This is a genomic window from Algoriphagus sp. AGSA1, assembly GCF_021390545.1.
Lineage (GTDB): Bacteria > Bacteroidota > Bacteroidia > Cytophagales > Cyclobacteriaceae > Algoriphagus.
This window is the reverse complement of sequence record NZ_JAJUWR010000001.1, coordinates 233,788-252,815: the sequence shown is the minus strand read 5'-3', so window position 1 is coordinate 252,815 and position 19,028 is coordinate 233,788. Positions and strand designations below refer to the sequence as shown.

The 19,028-nt window shown below is 42.8% G+C and carries 14 protein-coding genes; 9 read left to right on the top strand and 5 right to left on the bottom strand.

All coding sequences use genetic code 11. The features are described 5' to 3' along the window. The first annotated feature begins 97 nt into the window (after window positions 1-97). Complete coding sequence (locus LZF95_RS00945) at window positions 98-820, top strand: DUF5715 family protein (RefSeq protein WP_233753110.1); 723 nt, start codon at window positions 98-100, stop codon at window positions 818-820. A gap of 264 nt (window positions 821-1,084) precedes the next feature. On the opposite strand, the gene kbl is transcribed toward LZF95_RS00945, so the two are convergent. Next, a complete protein-coding gene (gene kbl, locus LZF95_RS00940) occupies window positions 1,085-2,281 on the bottom strand; it encodes a glycine C-acetyltransferase (RefSeq protein ID WP_233753109.1) in 1,197 nt (398 codons plus the stop codon). 155 nt (window positions 2,282-2,436) lie between these two features. On the opposite strand from kbl, the gene LZF95_RS00935 reads away from it, so the two are divergent. The 4 genes from LZF95_RS00935 (at window position 2,437) to LZF95_RS00920 (ending at window position 9,691) form a co-directional block, all read left to right on the top strand. Further along, window positions 2,437-3,384 carry an NAD-dependent epimerase/dehydratase family protein gene (locus tag LZF95_RS00935; protein ID WP_233753108.1) on the top strand — a complete coding sequence of 316 codons (948 nt, stop codon included), beginning with the start codon at window positions 2,437-2,439 and terminating at the stop codon, window positions 3,382-3,384. A 520-nt stretch (window positions 3,385-3,904) separates the two neighbouring features. Then, a complete protein-coding gene (locus LZF95_RS00930; RefSeq protein ID WP_233753107.1) occupies window positions 3,905-6,646 on the top strand; it encodes a DUF1553 domain-containing protein in 2,742 nt (913 codons plus the stop codon). Window position 6,647: 1 nt separating this feature from the next. Further along, window positions 6,648-8,153 (top strand): DUF1501 domain-containing protein, encoded by a 1,506-nt coding sequence (locus LZF95_RS00925; protein WP_233753106.1) that lies wholly within the window; start codon window positions 6,648-6,650, stop codon window positions 8,151-8,153. A 155-nt stretch (window positions 8,154-8,308) separates the two neighbouring features. Further along, a complete protein-coding gene (locus tag LZF95_RS00920) occupies window positions 8,309-9,691 on the top strand; it encodes a c-type cytochrome domain-containing protein (RefSeq protein WP_233753105.1) in 1,383 nt (460 codons plus the stop codon). Window positions 9,692-9,877: 186 nt separating this feature from the next. On the opposite strand, the gene LZF95_RS00915 is transcribed toward LZF95_RS00920, so the two are convergent. Then, entirely contained in the window at window positions 9,878-10,231 is a 354-nt protein-coding gene (locus tag LZF95_RS00915; protein ID WP_233753104.1) for a Spx/MgsR family RNA polymerase-binding regulatory protein, read from the bottom strand. Between the two features lie 484 nt (window positions 10,232-10,715). Here LZF95_RS00915 and LZF95_RS27720 point away from each other — a divergent pair, with 484 nt between their 5' ends. Beyond that, entirely contained in the window at window positions 10,716-10,922 is a 207-nt protein-coding gene (locus LZF95_RS27720) for a DUF5615 family PIN-like protein (protein WP_368670757.1), read from the top strand. Here the strand turns inward: LZF95_RS27720 and hemL are convergent. From hemL to guaA, 3 genes are all read right to left on the bottom strand, one after another. Then, entirely contained in the window at window positions 10,919-12,211 is a 1,293-nt protein-coding gene (hemL, locus tag LZF95_RS00910; RefSeq protein WP_233753103.1) for a glutamate-1-semialdehyde 2,1-aminomutase, read from the bottom strand. The genes LZF95_RS27720 and hemL overlap by 4 nt on opposite strands. Before the next feature lie 3 nt (window positions 12,212-12,214). Beyond that, entirely contained in the window at window positions 12,215-13,864 is a 1,650-nt protein-coding gene (locus LZF95_RS00905; protein ID WP_233753102.1) for an amino acid ABC transporter substrate-binding protein, read from the bottom strand. Between the two features lie 331 nt (window positions 13,865-14,195). Beyond that, entirely contained in the window at window positions 14,196-15,725 is a 1,530-nt protein-coding gene (guaA, locus tag LZF95_RS00900) for a glutamine-hydrolyzing GMP synthase (RefSeq protein WP_233753101.1), read from the bottom strand. A 216-nt stretch (window positions 15,726-15,941) separates the two neighbouring features. Here guaA and LZF95_RS00895 point away from each other — a divergent pair, with 216 nt between their 5' ends. Genes LZF95_RS00895 through LZF95_RS00885 form a run of 3 tightly spaced genes read left to right on the top strand, consistent with a single transcriptional unit; the run spans window position 15,942 to window position 18,966 of the window. Beyond that, the gene (locus tag LZF95_RS00895; protein ID WP_233753100.1) at window positions 15,942-16,541 is read left to right on the top strand and encodes an outer membrane beta-barrel protein; all 600 of its coding nucleotides are present in this window, start codon (window positions 15,942-15,944) and stop codon (window positions 16,539-16,541) included. 54 nt (window positions 16,542-16,595) lie between these two features. Then, window positions 16,596-18,305, top strand: a complete 1,710-nt coding sequence (locus tag LZF95_RS00890; RefSeq protein ID WP_233753099.1) for a M28 family peptidase — start codon at window positions 16,596-16,598, stop codon at window positions 18,303-18,305. Window positions 18,306-18,363: 58 nt separating this feature from the next. Continuing rightward, window positions 18,364-18,966 (top strand): hypothetical protein, encoded by a 603-nt coding sequence (locus LZF95_RS00885; protein ID WP_233753098.1) that lies wholly within the window; start codon window positions 18,364-18,366, stop codon window positions 18,964-18,966. The last annotated feature ends 62 nt before the right edge of the window (window positions 18,967-19,028 follow it).

Below are 19,028 nucleotides of genomic sequence, written 5' to 3'. Positions count from 1 at the left end.
ACCACCTAAAATTAATTTACTGTAAGGATATGGTTTAATCTTTGCTTTGCACCTTAACCTTCTGTAAAATTTAAAAGAGAAAGGAATTTATCCCCTTATGAGAAAAAAACCATTAATCTATCTAGCCGCTTTTTTCATACTTTTTACGGCAGGTACTTTAGCTACCCAAGCTTATATGCCTGAATTGAAAAAACAGCTAAAAAACACCTATTCTTCCCTTACCAACAATCCTACATCCGCACCCCAGCCTGAAAAACCTGAGCCTATAGAAGTGGATCTACCCGCTCCCAGGGTCATCCCCTCTATCCCTGAAGGCCTGATCGGGAAAGAATATGACAAGCACCTATATGCTGCTGAACACAATGGATTTGGTTTGATCGAGGATGAAGATCATATGAAGAAACTGGTTGAGGATGAGAAACTAGTGCAGGTGAGCGAAGGAAATGGGTACGAAGTAATGACTTTGACGCATAGCCATCCGTTTATTACTCCCTACTCAAAAACCGTCCTTGAAGAAATAGGCACTGCGTTCCAAACCCTCACAGATACAGAGACCTTCTTCGTTCTCACATCCGTCACCCGAACTCCTGATCAACAAAAAAGCCTAAGAAAAAGAAACAGAAACGCAACTGAAGGCATTAGCTCCCACTCTTACGGATCCTCCTTTGACATCTCCTACATTAGATTTAATGGTAAGAAAAGCTTCGACAGGAAAAAGCAAAAAGCACTTGAAAAGGTTCTGGATGAATTTCAGGAAGACGGCAAAATATTCTTTATCAAAGAAAGAAAACAGAGTTGTTACCATGTGACGGTTAGGTGATTGTTTTAGACAAATAGCAAGACACTTCGGAAACAAAAGTCGTGAGTGAGACACTCACGACGGCCAAATCCTCCTCATCTTCTTAGCGCTACCTCTGGGTACTTTGCGGTTAAACAATCCTGCGTACTCTGCGTCAATCTCTGTGTCCTTTGTGGTTAAAAAAAAACCGGGAATCTAAAATAGAAACCCGGCTTTAAAGTATCGGACATCTGGCATCCAACAACCTACTATAAAATCAGTGTTAATTAACCTGATCCTTGATGGTTACTCTATCACTCCCAGTTCTTTCCCCACTTCCGTGAAAGCTGCAATCGCCTGGTCCAGATGCTCCCGATCATGACCTGCGGAGATCTGAACACGTATTCTGGCCTGCCCTTTAGGAACTACGGGATAATAGAAACCAATGACATAAATGCCTTTCTCCAAGACTTTCTCAGCCATTTTCTGCGAAAGAACAGCATCATACAGCATAATCGGCACGATGGCATGCTCCCCTGGTTTGATATCAAAACCGGCAGCGGTCATTTTCTCCCGAAAATACTTGGTGTTTTCCTCCAGTTTATCCCTCAGTTCAGTCGTCTCAGACAGCAGGTCAAATACCGCTATTGAAGCACCTGTGATGGATGGTGCCAATGTATTTGAAAACAAGTAAGGTCTGGAACGCTGACGAAGTAATTCAACAATCTCTTTCCTTCCAGAAGTAAATCCTCCTGAAGCACCACCTAAAGCCTTCCCAAGGGTGCCAGTGATGATATCTATCCTGCCCATCACGTCACAATGCTCATGCACACCACGACCGGTTTTACCCATGAAGCCTGTGGAATGACACTCATCTGTCATCACCATGGCTTCATATTTCTCTGCCAACTCCACGATCTTGTCCAGCTGTGCAATGGTGCCATCCATGGAGAAAACCCCATCGGTAACGATGATTTTTTGCTTTGCCCCCTTAGCAACGGCATCCTTTAGCTGTGCCTCAAGGTCAGCCATATCGTTGTGCTGATAGCGGAAACGCATTGCCTTACACAGACGCACACCATCGATAATGGATGCGTGGTTCAGAGCATCTGATATAATAGCATCCTCTGGCCCCAAAAGCGGTTCAAAGACTCCTCCGTTTGCATCAAAAGCCGCGGCGTAAAGAATTGTGTCCTCTGTACCCAGAAATTCAGAGATTTTCTTTTCCAATTCCTTGTGAATATCCTGGGTTCCGCAAATAAACCGTACGGAAGACATGCCAAATCCATGGGAGTCAATAGCAGCCTTAGCCGCTTCTATGACTTTTGGATGTGAGGAAAGTCCCAGGTAATTATTCGCACAGAAATTCAACACTTTCTGCCCTCCGGCAATGGTGATTTCAGCTGATTGCGGAGAAGTTATAACCCGTTCCTTCTTAAAAAGGCCGGCCTCTTCTATTCCCTTTAGCTCTTCTTGTAATTTGGGTCTGAACTGATCGAACATGATAGCTAGTTGATTTTATGTTATTCAAAAACGTATGATTCCTTTAGTCAAAAATCCTGCTCAGGAAGCAGTTTTTTCTTACTTTTGCCATCGCAAACCCAAATATAAACAAAAACCCAGAGCTCAGCTTTAGGTAGATTTTGAAAGAATAATTAATGGAAAAAATCCTGGTAATAGGCGCTGCAGGGCAATTGGGTTCTGAACTCACCAAATCCCTGACAGATCAGTTTGGTGCTGAGCAAGTAATCGCAACAGATCTCAACGAATCGGCAAAATCAAAATTTGACTTTTGTCGCTTTCAAGTCCTTGATGTGATGGACAAGCAAGGTTTGAGAAATCTAGTCAAGGAAGAAAAAATCACCCAAATCTATCATTTGGCGGCAGTGCTTTCCGCCGTAGGTGAGAAAAAGCCTCTTTTCGCATGGGAGCTCAATATGGAAAGCTTACTCCATGTGCTGGAACTTGCCAAGGAATTTAAGCTCAACAAAGTCTATTGGCCGTCTTCTATAGCGGTATTTGGCCCAAATACCCCCAAAATCAATACTCCTCAATACTGCGTGAAAGAGCCGAATACCGTCTATGGTATTTCGAAGCAAGCCGGTGAGAGATGGTGCGAATACTATTTTCAGAAATTCAATGTGGACGTTAGAAGTCTGCGATACCCTGGCTTAATAGGATACAAATCCCTTCCTGGAGGTGGTACGACAGATTATGCGGTGGATATTTATCATAAAGCTTTGGCGGGGGAAAAATTCAATTGCTTCCTTCGTGAAGACAGTTCCCTTCCGATGATGTACATGCCCGATGCGATCAAAGCCACCTTGGACCTGATGAATGCACCACGGGAAGCTGTGAAAATCCGATCCAGCTACAATCTCGCAGCGATGAATTTCACCCCAAAAGAAATTTATCAAAGCATTCTCAAGCACATTCCTGATTTCAAAATCGAGTATAATCCTGATTTCCGACAGGCAATCGCCGATAGCTGGCCGGACAGCATCGATGATTCCTGTGCGAGGAAAGACTGGGGATGGCGGCACGACTATGATCTGGATACCATGACCAAGGATATTTTGGAGAATCTTCCAAACTTCAAATTCTAATTACTCTACCCGCCCTAAAAAGCGGGGTGTTTTCTTCAAAACCCTTCAAGGGTTAGCCAGGAAAAAATTGAGACTGGATGAAGTAAGTATATTTACTTTCAGATAGCTTAACCCTTGAAGGGTTTCTCCCCTTTAGGATTGTTAAAGGCGATTCCCCTGGTTTTCAGATCTTAGTTCACTGATTTTCATATACACGAGGAACGTATAGATTACGGTCATTTCGCATCACAACGGGGTGTTACACAAACTTTTGGTGTCAGAGCTGGAATAACTCCTCTTTACTTTTTAAGTACTTTTTGGAACCAAAAATTTCGCAAAGGGAGCAAGGGGGATTTATTACTTTGATAATTAGCTTGTCCTATAAAGCAAGATACCGTCAGAAATCACTATACATCCGATACATCTTACCAAACCCAATATCCCAGAATAAAAGCCCACACTTACCCATAATTACCCAAATCCTATAAACGGTTTTCGAAGTAGCCCAGAATTCTTTACATTCAGGTTCATTCAATGACCCATGAATAATCTTAAAGTAGCTGGCTTACTTTCCTTAGCCGTAATCATAGGCATTGCGGGCTTTTTCGTTTTTGGCCAAGAAAAGGAAGTCGATTTTAGCACCCAGATCAAGCCTATATTAAACAAGAACTGTATTTCCTGCCATGGTGGGGTCAAAAAAAGCGGAGGATTCTCTGTACTCTTCGAAGAAGAGGCTTTTGAAAACACAGATTCTGGACACCCTGCAATTATTCCCGGCGACCCCAATGGAAGTGAATTGATCAAAAGATTGACAGCTTCAGATCCTGAAGTGAGAATGCCCTATGAACGTTCTCCACTTTCGGAGGAGGAAATAGATCTTCTGAAAACCTGGATCAAACAGGGCGCAAAATGGGGCAAACATTGGGCTTATGATCCTGTCGAGGCGCCTGAGGTAGCGGAGCAAAGAACTACTGCGGGTTTCGCTTCTGACAATAATCCTTCCGCAATAAATTCCATCGATTTTTATATAGGCAAAAAACTCGAAGAGAATGACCTAACATTTTCGCCAGAGGAAAACCCACTTAAACTTCTTCGAAGAGCTTCGCTAGACATCACTGGACTACCTCCTTCAGAAGACCTTTTGAACCAATATTCATCTGGAAAAATCTCTTATGATCAAGCAGTCGACCTGCTTCTTTCCTCTCCAACATACGGGGAAAAATGGGCTACCTGGTGGCTAGACCTAGCCAGGTATGCCGACACCAAAGGCTATGAGCGGGATGTTTCCCGTACGATGTGGCCTTATCGCGACTGGGTGATCCGTGCATTCAATGCCGACAAGCCATTTGATGAATTCACCATTGAGCAACTTGCTGGAGACTTACTTCCAAATCCCACAGAAGATCAGTTGGCCGCCACGGCTTTTCACCGCAATACCATGAACAATGATGAGGGTGGAACTGATGACGAGGAATTTAGAGTGGCTGCTGTACTTGACCGAGTGGGCACCACCTATGAAGTTTGGCAAAGTACTACCATGGCATGTGTCCAATGCCATAGTCATCCTTACGATCCTATCCGTCATGAAGAATTTTACCAGTCAGCGGCTTTTTTCAATAATTCCCGGGACGAGGACACACATGATGAAGAGCCAAGGCTGAGATTTTATTCGCCTGAGGAAAACTCGGAAATCGAGTCAGTTTTGGCTTGGGTTCGGGAACACGAAGGCATCGAAGCCGCCACTGCCCGTAAAAACTTCCTGACTTATCTAGAACCGAAGTACCCTTCGCACAATGCGGTTGACTTCACCAATGCTGAACTTATCGATACCAAATGGCTGGGAATTCAGGCAAATGGTTCAGCCTTCCTCAGGAAAATAGACACCCGAGGCTCTGATCAATTACTGATGCAATACGGATCTGGTCTTGATGGTAGCAAAATGACTATTCGAAATGGTGGCCCGGAAGGAGAAGTGCTCGCAGAATTCCCTATAAATAAAACCGGCGGAGACATCGTCCGTGCCATACCGTTCAAACCTACCGAAGGCTTTGTAGATCTCTATTTAGAGATTAGAAATCCAAGTGTGAGATCCGATCAAAATGCCGCCAAATTCGTCTGGTTTGCATTTGTACCAAGTTTAGCGGGAGCTGATAAACCTGGCTTCCGAGATGTACAAAAATCCTGGGAAACAGCTTTGAACTTCAAAGGAACAAAACTCCCGATTATGATCGAAAATCCTGATTACATGGCTCGGGAAACTCATGTTTTTGAGCGGGGAAACTGGATGAGTCTGGGAGAAAAAGTGAATCCTGAAACGCCAAAAAGTTTGAATGGATGGAAACCAGAATGGCCTAATAACCGGCTGGGTTTTGCGTATTGGCTTACTGATAAGGAAAATCCGTTGACTTCGAGAACTTTCGTAAACAGAGTTTGGGATCAGCTCTTTGGGCGTGGAATCGTGAGTTCACTGGAGGACATGGGAACCCAGTCTGACCCTCCCTCACATCCTGAACTGCTGGATTATTTGGCATGGAAAACTATGAATGAGTACAATTGGAGCATGAAAAGTCTGATCCGTGAAATAGTAACTTCAGCTACCTACAGACAATCCTCTGCTGTTTCAGCAGACCTCTTCAAAAAAGATCCCCAAAACAAATGGTATGCCCGTGGCCCAAGATTCAGGTTGAGTGCGGAGCAAGTCCGTGATCAGGCATTGGCCGTTTCAGGGTTGCTGAGTGACAAGATGTATGGCCCAGGAGTAAAGCCTCACCAACCTGAAGGCATATGGCAAACCGTATATAATGGAGAATCTTGGAAAGAAAGTGAAGGTGAAGACGCACACAGACGCGGTATTTACACGTTTTTGAAGCGAACTAGCCCATATCCTTCCTTCATATCCTTTGATGCCGCAAGTAGGGAAGTTTGCTTGAGCAGAAGAATTGTCACTAACACCCCTCTTCAGGCTTTGGTGACGCTGAATGACCCCGTGTACTTGGAAGCTGCCTATTTTTTAGCGGAAGATATGATCGAAGAAAGTGGTGGAAATCCTGAAAAAGGAATTGTCTATGGCTATCAAAAACTTGTGCTCAATCCTATTTCAGATGTAAAACTGAAGACGCTCTCTAACCTTTATGCAGAGGCTTTCGCCGAATATCAAAGCAAGCCTGAATCGCTAGTGGCATTCTTTAGCGTGAAAGATAAACCAACCAATCCTGAGCAAGCGGCGATGTCTGTGGTGGCAAATGCCCTCTTGAATATGGATGAATTCTTAACCAAGCCATGATATGATGAATTTAGATAAAATGCTCATGGAGTTTGCACAGCAAAAGCTGGAAAAGCAAACAAGAAGACATTTCCTGATGGATTGTGTGTCCAAAGTCGGCGGATTGGCAATGGCACCTTTACTGTTTGGATGTGATACTGGTTCATCTTCAGCCTCTAACCGTCTAAATCTAACCCAGCGTGATTTGAATCCGCTTTCTCCTTTACCCCCACCTTTTGGAGCAAAAGCAAAAGCTATCATTTACCTCCACATGGCTGGAGCTCCTTCCCAGTTGGAGCTGTTCGATTTCAAGCCTGAATTGGTAAAATATCACAATCAGCCCTGCCCTCAATCCTTATTGGAAGGAAAGAAATTCGCTTTCATCCGTGGAGTTCCCAATCTACTTGGTCCTCAGGCCAATTTCTCCCAGCATGGGGAATCGGGCGCATGGATTTCAGATTATATGCCGCATTTTCAAAAAATGGCTGATGAAGTCTCCTTTTTGAAAGCGGTTCACACCGATCAATTCAATCATGGCCCAGCTCAACTTTTGATGCAAACGGGAAGTGCAAGACTTGGTCGTCCTAGCTTAGGAAGCTGGGTGACTTATGGTCTGGGAACAGAAAACCAAAATCTTCCGGGCTTTGTGGTGCTTACTTCAGGAGGAAAAACTCCTGATGCAGGCAAAAGTGTATGGGGATCTGGATTTCTGCCTTCCGTCTATCAAGGAGTGCAATGCAGATCCAAAGGCGACCCGGTTCTCTATCTAGACGACCCGGAAGGAATGTCCAGAAATCTTAAGAAAAACGTCATTGAGGCTATCAATACCATCAACAAAGAAGAATTTGATGCCTATGGGGATCCTGAAATTCTTGCCAGAATCAACCTATATGAAATGGCTTACCGTATGCAGATCGAAGTACCGGAAGTCATGAATATCAATGATGAACCTGAATCTATTCACCAATTGTACGGCACGAAGCCTGGCACAGAATCCCTTGCCAACAACTGTCTCCTTGCCAGAAAATTAGTGGAGAAAGGCGTACGTTTTGTGCAGTTATACGATTGGGGCTGGGACACGCACGGTACAGATCATGATGGATCGATCGATATGGGATTGAGAAATAAATGCCGAGAGCTGGACCGTCCAGTTTCTGCATTGCTCCTTGATTTGAAACAAAGAGGATTGCTGGAAGACACCTTGGTAGTCTGGGGCGGTGAATTTGGCCGTACGCCAATGCAGGAGAACCGGGAGGGTAAAACCCAAAGTTTCCTAGGTAGAGACCATCATGGAGACGCCTTTACCATGTGGATGGCAGGCGGTGGCATCAAGCCGGGAGTGACTTATGGCAAAACAGATGATTTCGGATTTTCCGGCATTGAAGAGAAAGTTTCTGTACATGATATTCATGCCACAATTCTGCATTTGATGGGCTTTGATCATGAACAGTTTACGTATGATTTTCAAGGCCGCCCATTCCGGTTGACTGATGTTGAAGGAGAATTGATCCATAAAATACTAGCTTAGAATTTCAATGCTTAAAAGATTATCTCTGGTCGCTCTGCTTTTCAGTCTCATGTTACCCCCTATTTTCGCCCAGACGCAACTTCAATTTTTTCAAACTGACTGGGGAAATAAACTCCCCTTGGATGAATTTCTAGAACGCACCAGAAAAGATGGATATGATTGATTTTATTTTTCCTCTGGTTGGGCGATTTCACCCGATTTTGGTTCACTTGCCCATTGGCTTTTTGGTATTTGGAGTGATTCTGATTTTTTGGGCAGGAAAGAAGTATTCGATATACTCTCCTATTATCCAACTGGCATTTCTGTTAGGTGGAATTTCAGCCGGTTTTGCCAGTATAAGCGGATTTCTTCAATACCAAGGAGAGGGCTACGGTTGGGACTCAGTGAAGTTTCACCTAATCTTGGGGATTCTTACTACACTCCTTTCTTTCGGGCTTTGGTATCATTTAAAAAAATCAGTTGCATATCCTGCATACCTGAAAATCAAAGCGGCTACACTTTTGGTGATTTTAACGCTCACCGGCCATCTTGGAGGTAATATTACCCATGGGGACGATTACTTCACCGAAGTTTTGCCTCCAGAGCTTCAAGTTTTCTTGGGAGGTGAAACAAGCAAGAATGAACCTCTTGAACTTCCAGAGGACAACTGGGAAGAAGTAGAGTTTTACGCTGGAGCAATCCAGCCGATTTTGGATCAAAACTGTAAAAGTTGCCATAACCCTAAAAAACTTAAGGGAGAATTGGATCTAAGTACCTTCAAAGGCATACAAAAAGGAGGCGAAGACGGAGCTATTTTAGAAAGTGGCAATCCTGAGAAAAGCTCGCTATTTACTCGCCTGGTTTTACCGGAAGATGATGAAGACCACATGCCCCCAAAGGATAAACGCCAGCCTAGAAAAGAAGAGATTGAATTGATCAAAGCGTGGATCGCATCAGGACCTTCTGAAAATGCGAAGCTTGGCGAAGCAGCGATAAACGCGAGTTTGGTAACCCCATTTTTCAAAAAGAACGAGATACCATTTTATCCTGTAATTGAGGTAGCAAAGCTTCCACAGGATTCAATTTCGAAACTTAGGGAGAAAGGTTTCTTCGCTGAACAAATAAAAAAAGACTCTCCATTGTTGAAGGTTAGTTGTATCAATTTTCCGACATTTTCTGATTCTGACTGGCAAATGCTCCAATCGGCAAAAGACCAGATTGTGTACTTGGATCTGACCGGAACAGCAATAAGCGATGTCGTTTTGGAGGAAATTGCCTCCCTTCCAAACCTGACCGTATTGAAACTTAATCAGACTGGTATCAATGGGTCTAGCTTGGGAAAGCTAGTAGAAAACAAGAATCTGAAACTGCTTTATATCAACAATACTCAAGTGACCGTCGATAAATTATCAGTTCTCGATGGCCATCCAAGCCTGGAGAAAGTGTTTGCTTTTGATTCACCGGCGGCTGATTCTGAAAAATCCTCCCTGTTGAGTTTTTACCTGGAAACAGGGAATCTGAACTTGCCCCCTCTGCCTACAGATACGATTGTTTATTAAGAATCTCCTGCAAAGGCTCGAAAACCTCAACTCTTCGGAATTTTGCAATTCCGAAGTTTACTTAAGGATTAAAAATCCAACAATAAATTATTCGAGGTGACAAACCTCCAATAGCCCTATTACAAATCCCGAAAAGCCAAGTAAACTTAGCTCCGATACGGGAGATTTTGCGCCGGTGCGACAGACTTATTTCAAATGCCCTTCAATCACCTCCGCATCAAACCCTAGACTCAAACTCCCATCTTTATATACTATCACCGGACGTTTGATCATGCTTGAGTTTTCTTCCAGAATAGGAATCGCAGTCTCCTCATTTTCTAAAGCAGATTTCTGCTCATCACTCATCTTCCTGTAAGTCGTTCCTTTTTTATTCACCAAAGAACCAAGATCTGTTTTCTCTAAAAAACCTTCCAAAAGTGGCGCATCAGGCTTCTGTTTCTTATAATCGACAAAGTCATACTCCACTCCTTTTTCCTCCAGGAAATCGAAGGTCTTCTTCATCGTATTGCAATTCTTGATTCCGTAAACTTTGATAGACATGATTTTTGTTTTTAATATTTTATAAAGATTCAAGATTCAGCTTACTAAAGAAAATAAACTCTCATCCTATTTTTTAGTAACTTAGTAAGTATAACGACTTTACTATGGAAACCGTCCTAATTCAAATAAACAACCAGAAAGCCTAGAAGTTACTTGAAGACTTAGAGGCATTGAATATTTTGAAAGTCCTTAAAAAAGAACCTAATACAGCAATATCCCATTCTGAGAAGTATGGAGGCAAACTACCTGATGAAATAGCTGAGGAACTTCAAGAATATGTTACCAAAAGTCGCTCAGAATGGAAAGATCCTACTTAATAGACACCAATGTTATCATCGATTGGCTTGCAGGGAAATTTCAAGCAAATCAGCAGAACTTTTTAAATCAGATAATAAATCAAACACCTACAATTTCAGTCATCACAAAGATTGAATTGTTATGATTCAATACCTCTAAAAGCCACGAAGACTTATTAAGGAATTTCATAAATGGTTCCTTAATAATCAACCTTTCAGATCAGATTGTAAATGAGTGTATTAGGATAAGAAAATCCTCGAAAATAAAATTACCCGATGCTCTTATAGCGTCCACAGCAATTACTTTTAATTATATTCTGTTAACTAGAAACACTTCAGATTTCTCATCTCTAAAAAGACTGGAAATAATAAACCCTCACTTGATTCAAGTTTAGGAAATTATCTCCACCATCGCCTCTTTATGAGCCACTAGGATCTGATCTATCAACTCATCTTTCAAAGCAGTGGACAGGAATAAACTTTCAAACTGACTTGGTGCCAGGTAAACACCACGTTTCAGCATGGCCTGGAAATATTTACCGAATAAAGCAGTGTCAGAAGTCTTTGCGCTTTCAAAGTCAAATACGGGCTTATCGGTGAAAAACAGGGAATACATGCTTCCCAGACTGTTTACCGTGTAATTCAATCCTAATTCTCTATTGATGCTTGTAATGCCCTCGGTCAACTTCCTGCCAATGTGATTTAGCTCAGAATAAACAGTTGGATCCTCGTTCAGAAATTTCAGCATGGTCAATCCTGCCGCCATCGCAATTGGATTCCCCGAAAGTGTACCTGCCTGGTAAACCGGGCCGGCAGGAGATACAAATTCCATAATCTCTTTCTTTCCTCCATAAGCCCCTACAGGCATGCCACCACCGATGATTTTTCCCAAAGTGGTCATATCCGGAGTAACTCCAAATACCTCTTGAGCACCGCCCTTTGCCACTCGGAATCCAGTCATCACCTCATCAAAGATCAAGACTATACCTTCTCTGGAACAGATATCCCGAAGACCTTGCAAATACCCTTCTTTTGGAAGGCAAAGACCCATATTTCCCGGAACAGGCTCTAAAATCAACGCGGCAATCTCTCCTGGATTTGCTTCTATCAGCTTCTCGATAGCTTCCAAATCGTTGTAAGGAGCTATCAGCGTGTCCTTAGCTGTCCCTTTAGTCACTCCCGGCGAATCCGGATCACCCATGGTCATGGCACCAGATCCGGCAGCAATCAAAAACGAATCCCCATGACCATGGTAATGCCCTTCCATCTTGATGAACTTATCCCTCCCAGTATAGCCTCTTGCCACTCGGATAGCCGACATAGTAGCCTCCGTCCCGGAATTGACCATTCTAACTTTCTCTATAGAAGGCACCATGCTTACAATCAGCTCAGCTATTTCCACTTCACGGGCAGTAGGAGCACCGAAGGAAGTACCATCCTCCATAGCCTGTATCACCTCCTCCTTCACTTTTGGATGATTATGGCCTAGGAGCATAGGCCCCCAGCTGTTGATCAATTCGATGAATTTGTTCCCATCCTCATCGTATAAATATGCACCGTCTGCCTTTTTAATAAAAAGTGGCTCTCCACCGACTGCACGAAATGCACGAACAGGGGAATTCACTCCGCCTGGAATGTAATTTTGGGCTTTTGCAAAAAGCGCCTTACTCTTGGAAATATTCATGGTTTAATCTAAAGGTTTCAATTCGCCTGCTTCCAATTTAAAAAGCGGCACGTATTGATTATTATGAGCTCCTTGGAAATTAAATCCCCAAGTCAATTTCCCTGTCTGGAAAGCATTCTGATCAAGGTTTCTTCTCAAATCAAACCCTTTGGAATCTGACATGTTGGACGAAATCCAAGTTATTAATTCTGCCCCTAAGGCAGAGTTTATACTTGGAAGATTCAGATACTTATCATAAAATTTATTCCTGAACTTCTTCATAGGATCTCCATAGAAATTCAAGGTATTGTTTCCAATGAAATAAAAGTTTGGAAACTCCAGCATTTCGTAGTTGGCAAAATTGAAGCCCAACCAGGAATCCATAACCAGTGTTGGGATCGATGCCGTGATGGATTCCATAAGGGAGAAAACAGGCTGGGCGATGGATGGGTCATCAGAAAGTAAGATTATCTGATCCACAGACATAACTTCCTGTCCACTTCGGATTCCCAAATCCTGCAAAAATTCACTGCTGTTTCTTGAGTTTATCTGCTCAGATTTCACCAGTCTAAATCCGGCACGCCCAAGTTTATCCTGTAACATTTTTGCCAGCATCTCATCCCTTGAGCTACTGCTGTAGCCTATGGCGACTTTATCACCCCAGTTTTGCCTTTTTAAGGAAGCTACTATCCCATCAGCAATGGAACTTACAGAAGGGCGGAACAAATAACTATAATTCAATTCCTCAAACCTCTCTCCTAAGTTAGAAAGCGGGTGGATGAAGGGAATCCTCGCCGTCTCAGCAAAACTGCTGACTGCGGATGATTCTTCAGGGTAAATAGGGCCTATAATAACATCTGCCGTGGAAATAGCTGGATCACGAAGCAACTTTTGTAGATGAGACACATCCCTTTTTGAATCAAAAGTCAACATATTGACCCTTGCTCCGCCCAATTTCAGCTGCTCCACACCATATTCCAGGCCTTGGTACAATTCGTATATGAAGTCATTCTGTGAGATACTTGTCAAACTGGTACGGGATGAATTTGTAAAAGGCAGAATCACTACAATATCCAACACTTGGTCTTTAACCACATTAGCGCTCTCATTGGATTTGCCTTGGAGCTCGTAATACGCCGCGCGCTCTGTAGCCGATAGGATGGTCTGGCTTTCCAGCACCCGCTTCAGTGCCTCCCCATATCCCCTATTGTCTTTATATTCTGATAGATTGGCTATCATAAAGCTGGAACTGACCTGCTTAAGATGCTCATAGGTGGCATTTTCTGCCATAGCCATTATCTTCTCATTTTTGATCTTTTTGATCAGCTTAAGTGCTTCTATATTTTGTTGGTTTTTGAAATAAGCAACAGACAGAAGGTACCTGGCTTCCTCAGTTTTCGCCCAACTTCCGTTCACTACTGGTTCTAATGCATCTATCGCCTGTGCAGGTTGGTTTGCGGCTAACGCAGCTTCAGCCAAGTGAAATGCCGCATAATTCGCCAGATTTCCATATTCTTTAGGATTAATGAATTGCTTGAAAAGCGGAATTGCTTCCCAATAATTCTTGGCTGCCAATTCAGACTGAGCCTTGCGATAAGCATCCGGTGTGGGGATTTGAGCTAAAGCCAAACTCATGATAAAAAATACCGGAATTACTAAAAGAGATTTTTTCATTTTATGAAGGTGAATCAAACATCAAACAGGGTCTGCAAATTTAACCCATTATTTTCAAACCCAAAGTTCAGGCCGAAAAGGCTAAAGAAGGAATATGATTATCTTAATTGATGTCAAACACCTAATTTCCCTTGATTTGGCAGACGGAAAACCACAGACCGATACTTCGACTTCGCCCAGTACAAGTGACGGAAGTAGCTTAACTGCTTCATTTTTAATCCTCCCTATGATGATTTTAACTCACGGCTTTCAAATGTAGGTAACCATTTAAAGCAAAAACCCGAAGAGTTATCTCCGGGTTTCACAATTTCGAACGTGAGATTTGAGATTTCTATTCCCACTCAATCGTTGCGGGAGGCTTGGAAGAAATATCGTAAACCACACGGTTAACCCCTTTTATCTTATTGATGATGTCATTGGAAATCTTGCCCAGGAACTCATATGGTAAGTGGATCCAGTCCGCCGTCATGCCATCCACAGATCCCACGGCACGTAAAGCAACGACCTTCTCATAAGTCCGCTCATCCCCCATCACGCCTACTGATTGGATAGGAAGTAGTATTGCTCCTGCCTGCCACACGCCGTCATACAACCCTGCATCTTTTAGTCCTTTGATAAAAATATGATCAACTTCCTGGAGTGTTTTCACTTTCTCGGCAGTGATATCCCCCAATATACGGATACCAAGCCCCGGACCTGGGAAAGGATGACGCCCTATGATTGTTTCCACGATGTCCAATGCGCGCCCCACTTCCCTTACTTCATCTTTGAACAGGGTGTTCAAAGGCTCCACAACAGAAAGCTTCATAAAGTCCGGCAAGCCTCCCACATTGTGATGGGATTTGATGGTCGCAGATGGGCCTTTTACCGAAATCGACTCAATCACATCCGGATAGATGGTTCCCTGGCCAAGCCATTTTACTCCTTCCAGTTTATTTGATTCCTCATCAAAAACCTCGATAAAGGCGTTTCCAATTGCTTTTCTCTTGGCTTCAGGATCAGTAATACCGGCAAGTGCATCATAGAATTTTTGCTTGGCATCTACACCGATCACATTCAGTCCCATGTGCTTGTAGGAATCCAACACTTCCTCGAATTCGTTTTTGCGAAGCAAGCCGTTATCCACAAAAACACAGATCAGCTGATCCCCTATCGCACGGTGGATCAAAGTAGCGGCTACTGAAGAATCCACACCTCCAGAAAGCCCCATCACCACTTTATCAGAGCCGATTTTAGACTTGAGTTCGGCCACTGTGGCATCTATGAACACATCCGAAGTCCAATCCTGCGCACAGCCACAGATTCCTACTACAAAGTTTCTAAGCAGGTTTTTCCCTTCAGTGGAGTGGGTTACCTCTGGATGAAACTGAATACCATATGTTTCTTCATTCTGGATTTTGAAAGCAGCCACTCGTACAGAATCGGTACTTGCGATTACCTCAAAATTATCAGGCAAATTCTTGATCGTATCTCCATGGGACATCCATACCTGTGAACCATGGCTCATTTCCTTGAGCAGGTCATAATGATTGTCCAGGTGGCTCAGATTAGCTCTTCCGTACTCTCTGATCTCAGATGGAAGCACTTCTCCACCATATTTCTGAGCCAGAAGTTGGGAACCGTAACATACACCTAATAAAGGAAGTTTGCCTCTCAGAACATCCAGATCCAAATCAGGGGAGCCCTCGTCACGGACGGAGCAGGGAGAACCAGATAGAATCACTCCTTTAATATCGGATGTGATCTCTGGAACTTTGTTGTAAGGGTGAATTTCACAATAAACGTTCAGCTCTCTAACTCGTCGGGCGATAAGTTGTGTGTACTGAGAACCGAAATCAAGGATGAGGATTTGTTCTGCCATGCGCAAAGGTAAGCAGTCAAGACCGCTTACTAAAATCCGGCAAAGAAAATTTGGTGAGAGAATTTGGAAGAAAGAGGGAAATCATTTACTGAAAACAAGCTAAGATTTTGAATTATAAACTTTTAGTGAAAGTTTAGTTAAAAATAACTAAGGAGTATTTTTTTAGTAAAAAGATTAGTAGATGTTTGTTGAAACAACTTCAAAATCCCTTTTAACATGAAAATAAACCTACTATTTCTCGTCCTATTTTTCGTGAGTTTACTTCCCATAGCAACTTATGCACAGGAAAAACCCAAACTCCAATACACTGTAGGATTTGGATCCTCCATTGACGGCATGAATGATCTTTATGGGCTCAATTTTTCCAATGAATTAAACGTAAGACTTGGTAAGAGAACCTCATTCAATGCAGGACTCTTATTCTATCAATCTTTGGGTAGTTACAATGAAAAAACATTACCTGAGTATTCAAACGGGAAAAACAACGAACAGTCTTCTGGCATTTTTATTACCCCATCTTTCAAATACGATATTATACAAAGCCCTTCTGGATTCAACCTTGCTTTTTCCGCAGGACCTTCTTTACAGCTTGGTGGAGAATCTTTTGTTCGGTCTTATTTTACGGATGTTCCTACCACTCACTACATTGTGAACAAATATCATCGCATAGGACTGTTCATAGAATTAGAAGCTGAGTGGAATTCCAAGAATCCTAACCGTAAAAATGCGGTCAGTCTTTCGGCATTTGGAGCTGACAATGCCATTCCATGGTATCTTAACGCAACCTATAAAATGCGATTTAAACTCGGGAAGTAATAAACCTAAAGCTCTATCTTGTGCCCAAAAAGTATATCAACACACATCGGCCGCATGAAATCTTTCCACATTCTATCCATTGTTTTTCTGTTCATTTCTCTCAACACCTTTGCTCAAAAAGCTCCTCTTCAGAAAATAACTAATCCTTACTTTAAGTTGGTAAGACCAGAGTTCAAAGGGGATTTGGCCTACGAGACTGTCGCTTTTGTGGAGCAGTATTGGCGGATAGCAGGAAATACCGGTTTTAACAATACGGTGCACCGAATTGCGGAAAAGCTGGAAGCAGCTGGTTATGTCTTGGAGGAAAAAGCCAAGGAGACAGATAGATTTACCTATAGAATAGAAAACCGGGAGATGAAACAGCCAACTTGGGAACCTGTCTCCGGATCCTTGAAACTAGTCGGCAGCGATGAAACTTTACTTTCCTCAGAGACTAACCGAAATATGATTTATCAATACTCCTCATCCACTCCAGATGAAGGAATAACCGGGGAAGTCATATATATTGAGAGTAAGGAGGCTCTTTCTTCTACGGATTTGAAAGGAAAAATCCTCTTTTCAGATAAGGTCAGCTATAGGACTTTGCAATCTGCAATTACAGAGAAAGGTGCTTTGGGCGCGTTCACCTACGATATGCCATCCTATTTGCAGCCAGAGAAAAACACCACTTCCATCCAGTTTCGAGGATTGAGATACAACGGGCAAAATCCTGCCTGGGCCATTGCCCTTTCTTATGAAGCCAAAGAGAAACTAAAAGCGGAACTGAATAAAGGCAAAGTAAAAGTGCAGGTGAAGTTAGAAACGGAAATTTATGAATCCGAGGAACTGACAGTTGTGGCAAACGTAAAAGGCTCGGAAATGCCGTTGGAAAGCCTGGTTTTCTCGGCCCATATCCAAGAACCCGGAGCAAATGACAACGCGACCGGCGTAGGCACACAGCTGGAAATGGCAAGTATCACTGCTGATCTGATCCAAAAAGGAAAGCTGGATCTTAAACGGACCTTGACTTTTCTCTGGGGAGACGAGATCATTTCCACTAGAAGATACATACAGGAAAAAGAACGAAGAGAAGCAGAAATCAACTGGGGGATTTCCCTGGATATGGTGGGAGAAAATACAGATATCACGGGAGGCACGTTTCTGATCGAAAAGATGCCTGATCCAAGTGCGATCTGGACGCGCGGGGAGGATAAACACAGTGAATGGGGCGGTGCACCCATGACAGTGGAACAGATGAAACCACATTATCTGAATGATTTTATAATCACTGTTTTTGAAGCCCAAGGAGCATATGCTGATTGGGTGGTCAAGACCAATCCCTTCGAAGGAGGTTCGGATCATACTCCCTTTTTGACGGCAGATATTCCGGGACTATTGCTGTGGCACTTTACTGATCAGTTTTACCACACAGATAATGACCGGCTGGATAAAGTCTCCCAGAAAACCATGCAGAATGTCGGGACAGCGGCTTTGGTTTCTGCTTATACCTTATTAAATGCAGATGCAAAAACGGTAGATCATATAATGGGTCTGATCACGGCAAAAGCCCAAATACGTTTGCTTACAGAAGTTCAACTCAGCAAAAAATCCATTGCGGAAGGTGGATCGAAAGATGAAGAACAGAAAATCCTCGACACATGGACTGATTACTATTCGAACGCCATGGACTCAATCAAGGACTTGGTACCTGAAAATGATGAAAAAACCCTGAGGAGAATAACACTTGCGAAAGAAGCCATCAAGGCTCAAGCTCCTCAACTATAAACCACAGGTGTAACTATTTTTTTTGATATATTACACAGAATCACTTTAAGCTACTATTATGAAAAGATCCCTACTCCTATGTTTTGCGCTTGTCACTTATTTTATACATTCATCCGCTGTAGCTCAGGATAATAACAAGCTGACATATTATGTGGGAATAGGCCCTGCCATTGATGGGAATATTGGGCTGTACGGAATCAATATAAGTAACGAACTCAGTTTTGGTGTGGGGAAAAGAACTTCGCTTAATCCTTCGTTGACTTACTATCAATCGATCAAATCCTTTGACAACTTTGATGACCCGAAATTTGGACAGGATAATTCCTCTGGCTTATTCACCAATGTAACATTCAAGTATGATGTATTAAAAACTAAAAATGACTTCAAAATCTCACTGGCTTTTGGCCCTTCTTTTCAGATAGGGAGTGAAAATGGATATGGAGGCTCATATTTGATCTATGATGATGTTGAAAATTACTATGTTCATCAATATACCGTGGAGCGTTTTTTCAGATTGGGCTATACACAGCAGATCGCTTTTGATTGGAAAAGTAAAAACGAAAACCGTAGAAATTCAGCCGTGGTCAGCATGTCTTCATTTGACGGCTATTGGCCGTGGTACCTGATGGCGACTTACAGAATAGGGTACAGATTAAGATAGTTTCCATAAACTTGATCAGTGTTTAGCTCTAGATACTAATCCGGGTGTACCCCTACCACATT

Excerpts from the sequence above, each read along its gene's own strand:
- LZF95_RS00945 (WP_233753110.1), top strand. The coding sequence starts at position 98 with ATGAGAAAAAAACCATTAATCTATCTAGCCGCTTTTTTCATACTTTTT.
- kbl (WP_233753109.1), bottom strand. The coding sequence starts at position 2,281 with ATGTTCGATCAGTTCAGACCCAAATTACAAGAAGAGCTAAAGGGAATA.
- LZF95_RS00935 (WP_233753108.1), top strand. The coding sequence starts at position 2,437 with ATGGAAAAAATCCTGGTAATAGGCGCTGCAGGGCAATTGGGTTCTGAA.
- LZF95_RS00930 (WP_233753107.1), top strand. The coding sequence starts at position 3,905 with ATGAATAATCTTAAAGTAGCTGGCTTACTTTCCTTAGCCGTAATCATA.
- LZF95_RS00925 (WP_233753106.1), top strand. The coding sequence starts at position 6,648 with ATGATGAATTTAGATAAAATGCTCATGGAGTTTGCACAGCAAAAGCTG.
- LZF95_RS00920 (WP_233753105.1), top strand. The coding sequence starts at position 8,309 with ATGATTGATTTTATTTTTCCTCTGGTTGGGCGATTTCACCCGATTTTG.
- LZF95_RS00915 (WP_233753104.1), bottom strand. The coding sequence starts at position 10,231 with ATGTCTATCAAAGTTTACGGAATCAAGAATTGCAATACGATGAAGAAG.
- hemL (WP_233753103.1), bottom strand. The coding sequence starts at position 12,211 with ATGAATATTTCCAAGAGTAAGGCGCTTTTTGCAAAAGCCCAAAATTAC.
- LZF95_RS00905 (WP_233753102.1), bottom strand. The coding sequence starts at position 13,864 with ATGAAAAAATCTCTTTTAGTAATTCCGGTATTTTTTATCATGAGTTTG.
- guaA (WP_233753101.1), bottom strand. The coding sequence starts at position 15,725 with ATGGCAGAACAAATCCTCATCCTTGATTTCGGTTCTCAGTACACACAA.
- LZF95_RS00895 (WP_233753100.1), top strand. The coding sequence starts at position 15,942 with ATGAAAATAAACCTACTATTTCTCGTCCTATTTTTCGTGAGTTTACTT.
- LZF95_RS00890 (WP_233753099.1), top strand. The coding sequence starts at position 16,596 with ATGAAATCTTTCCACATTCTATCCATTGTTTTTCTGTTCATTTCTCTC.
- LZF95_RS00885 (WP_233753098.1), top strand. The coding sequence starts at position 18,364 with ATGAAAAGATCCCTACTCCTATGTTTTGCGCTTGTCACTTATTTTATA.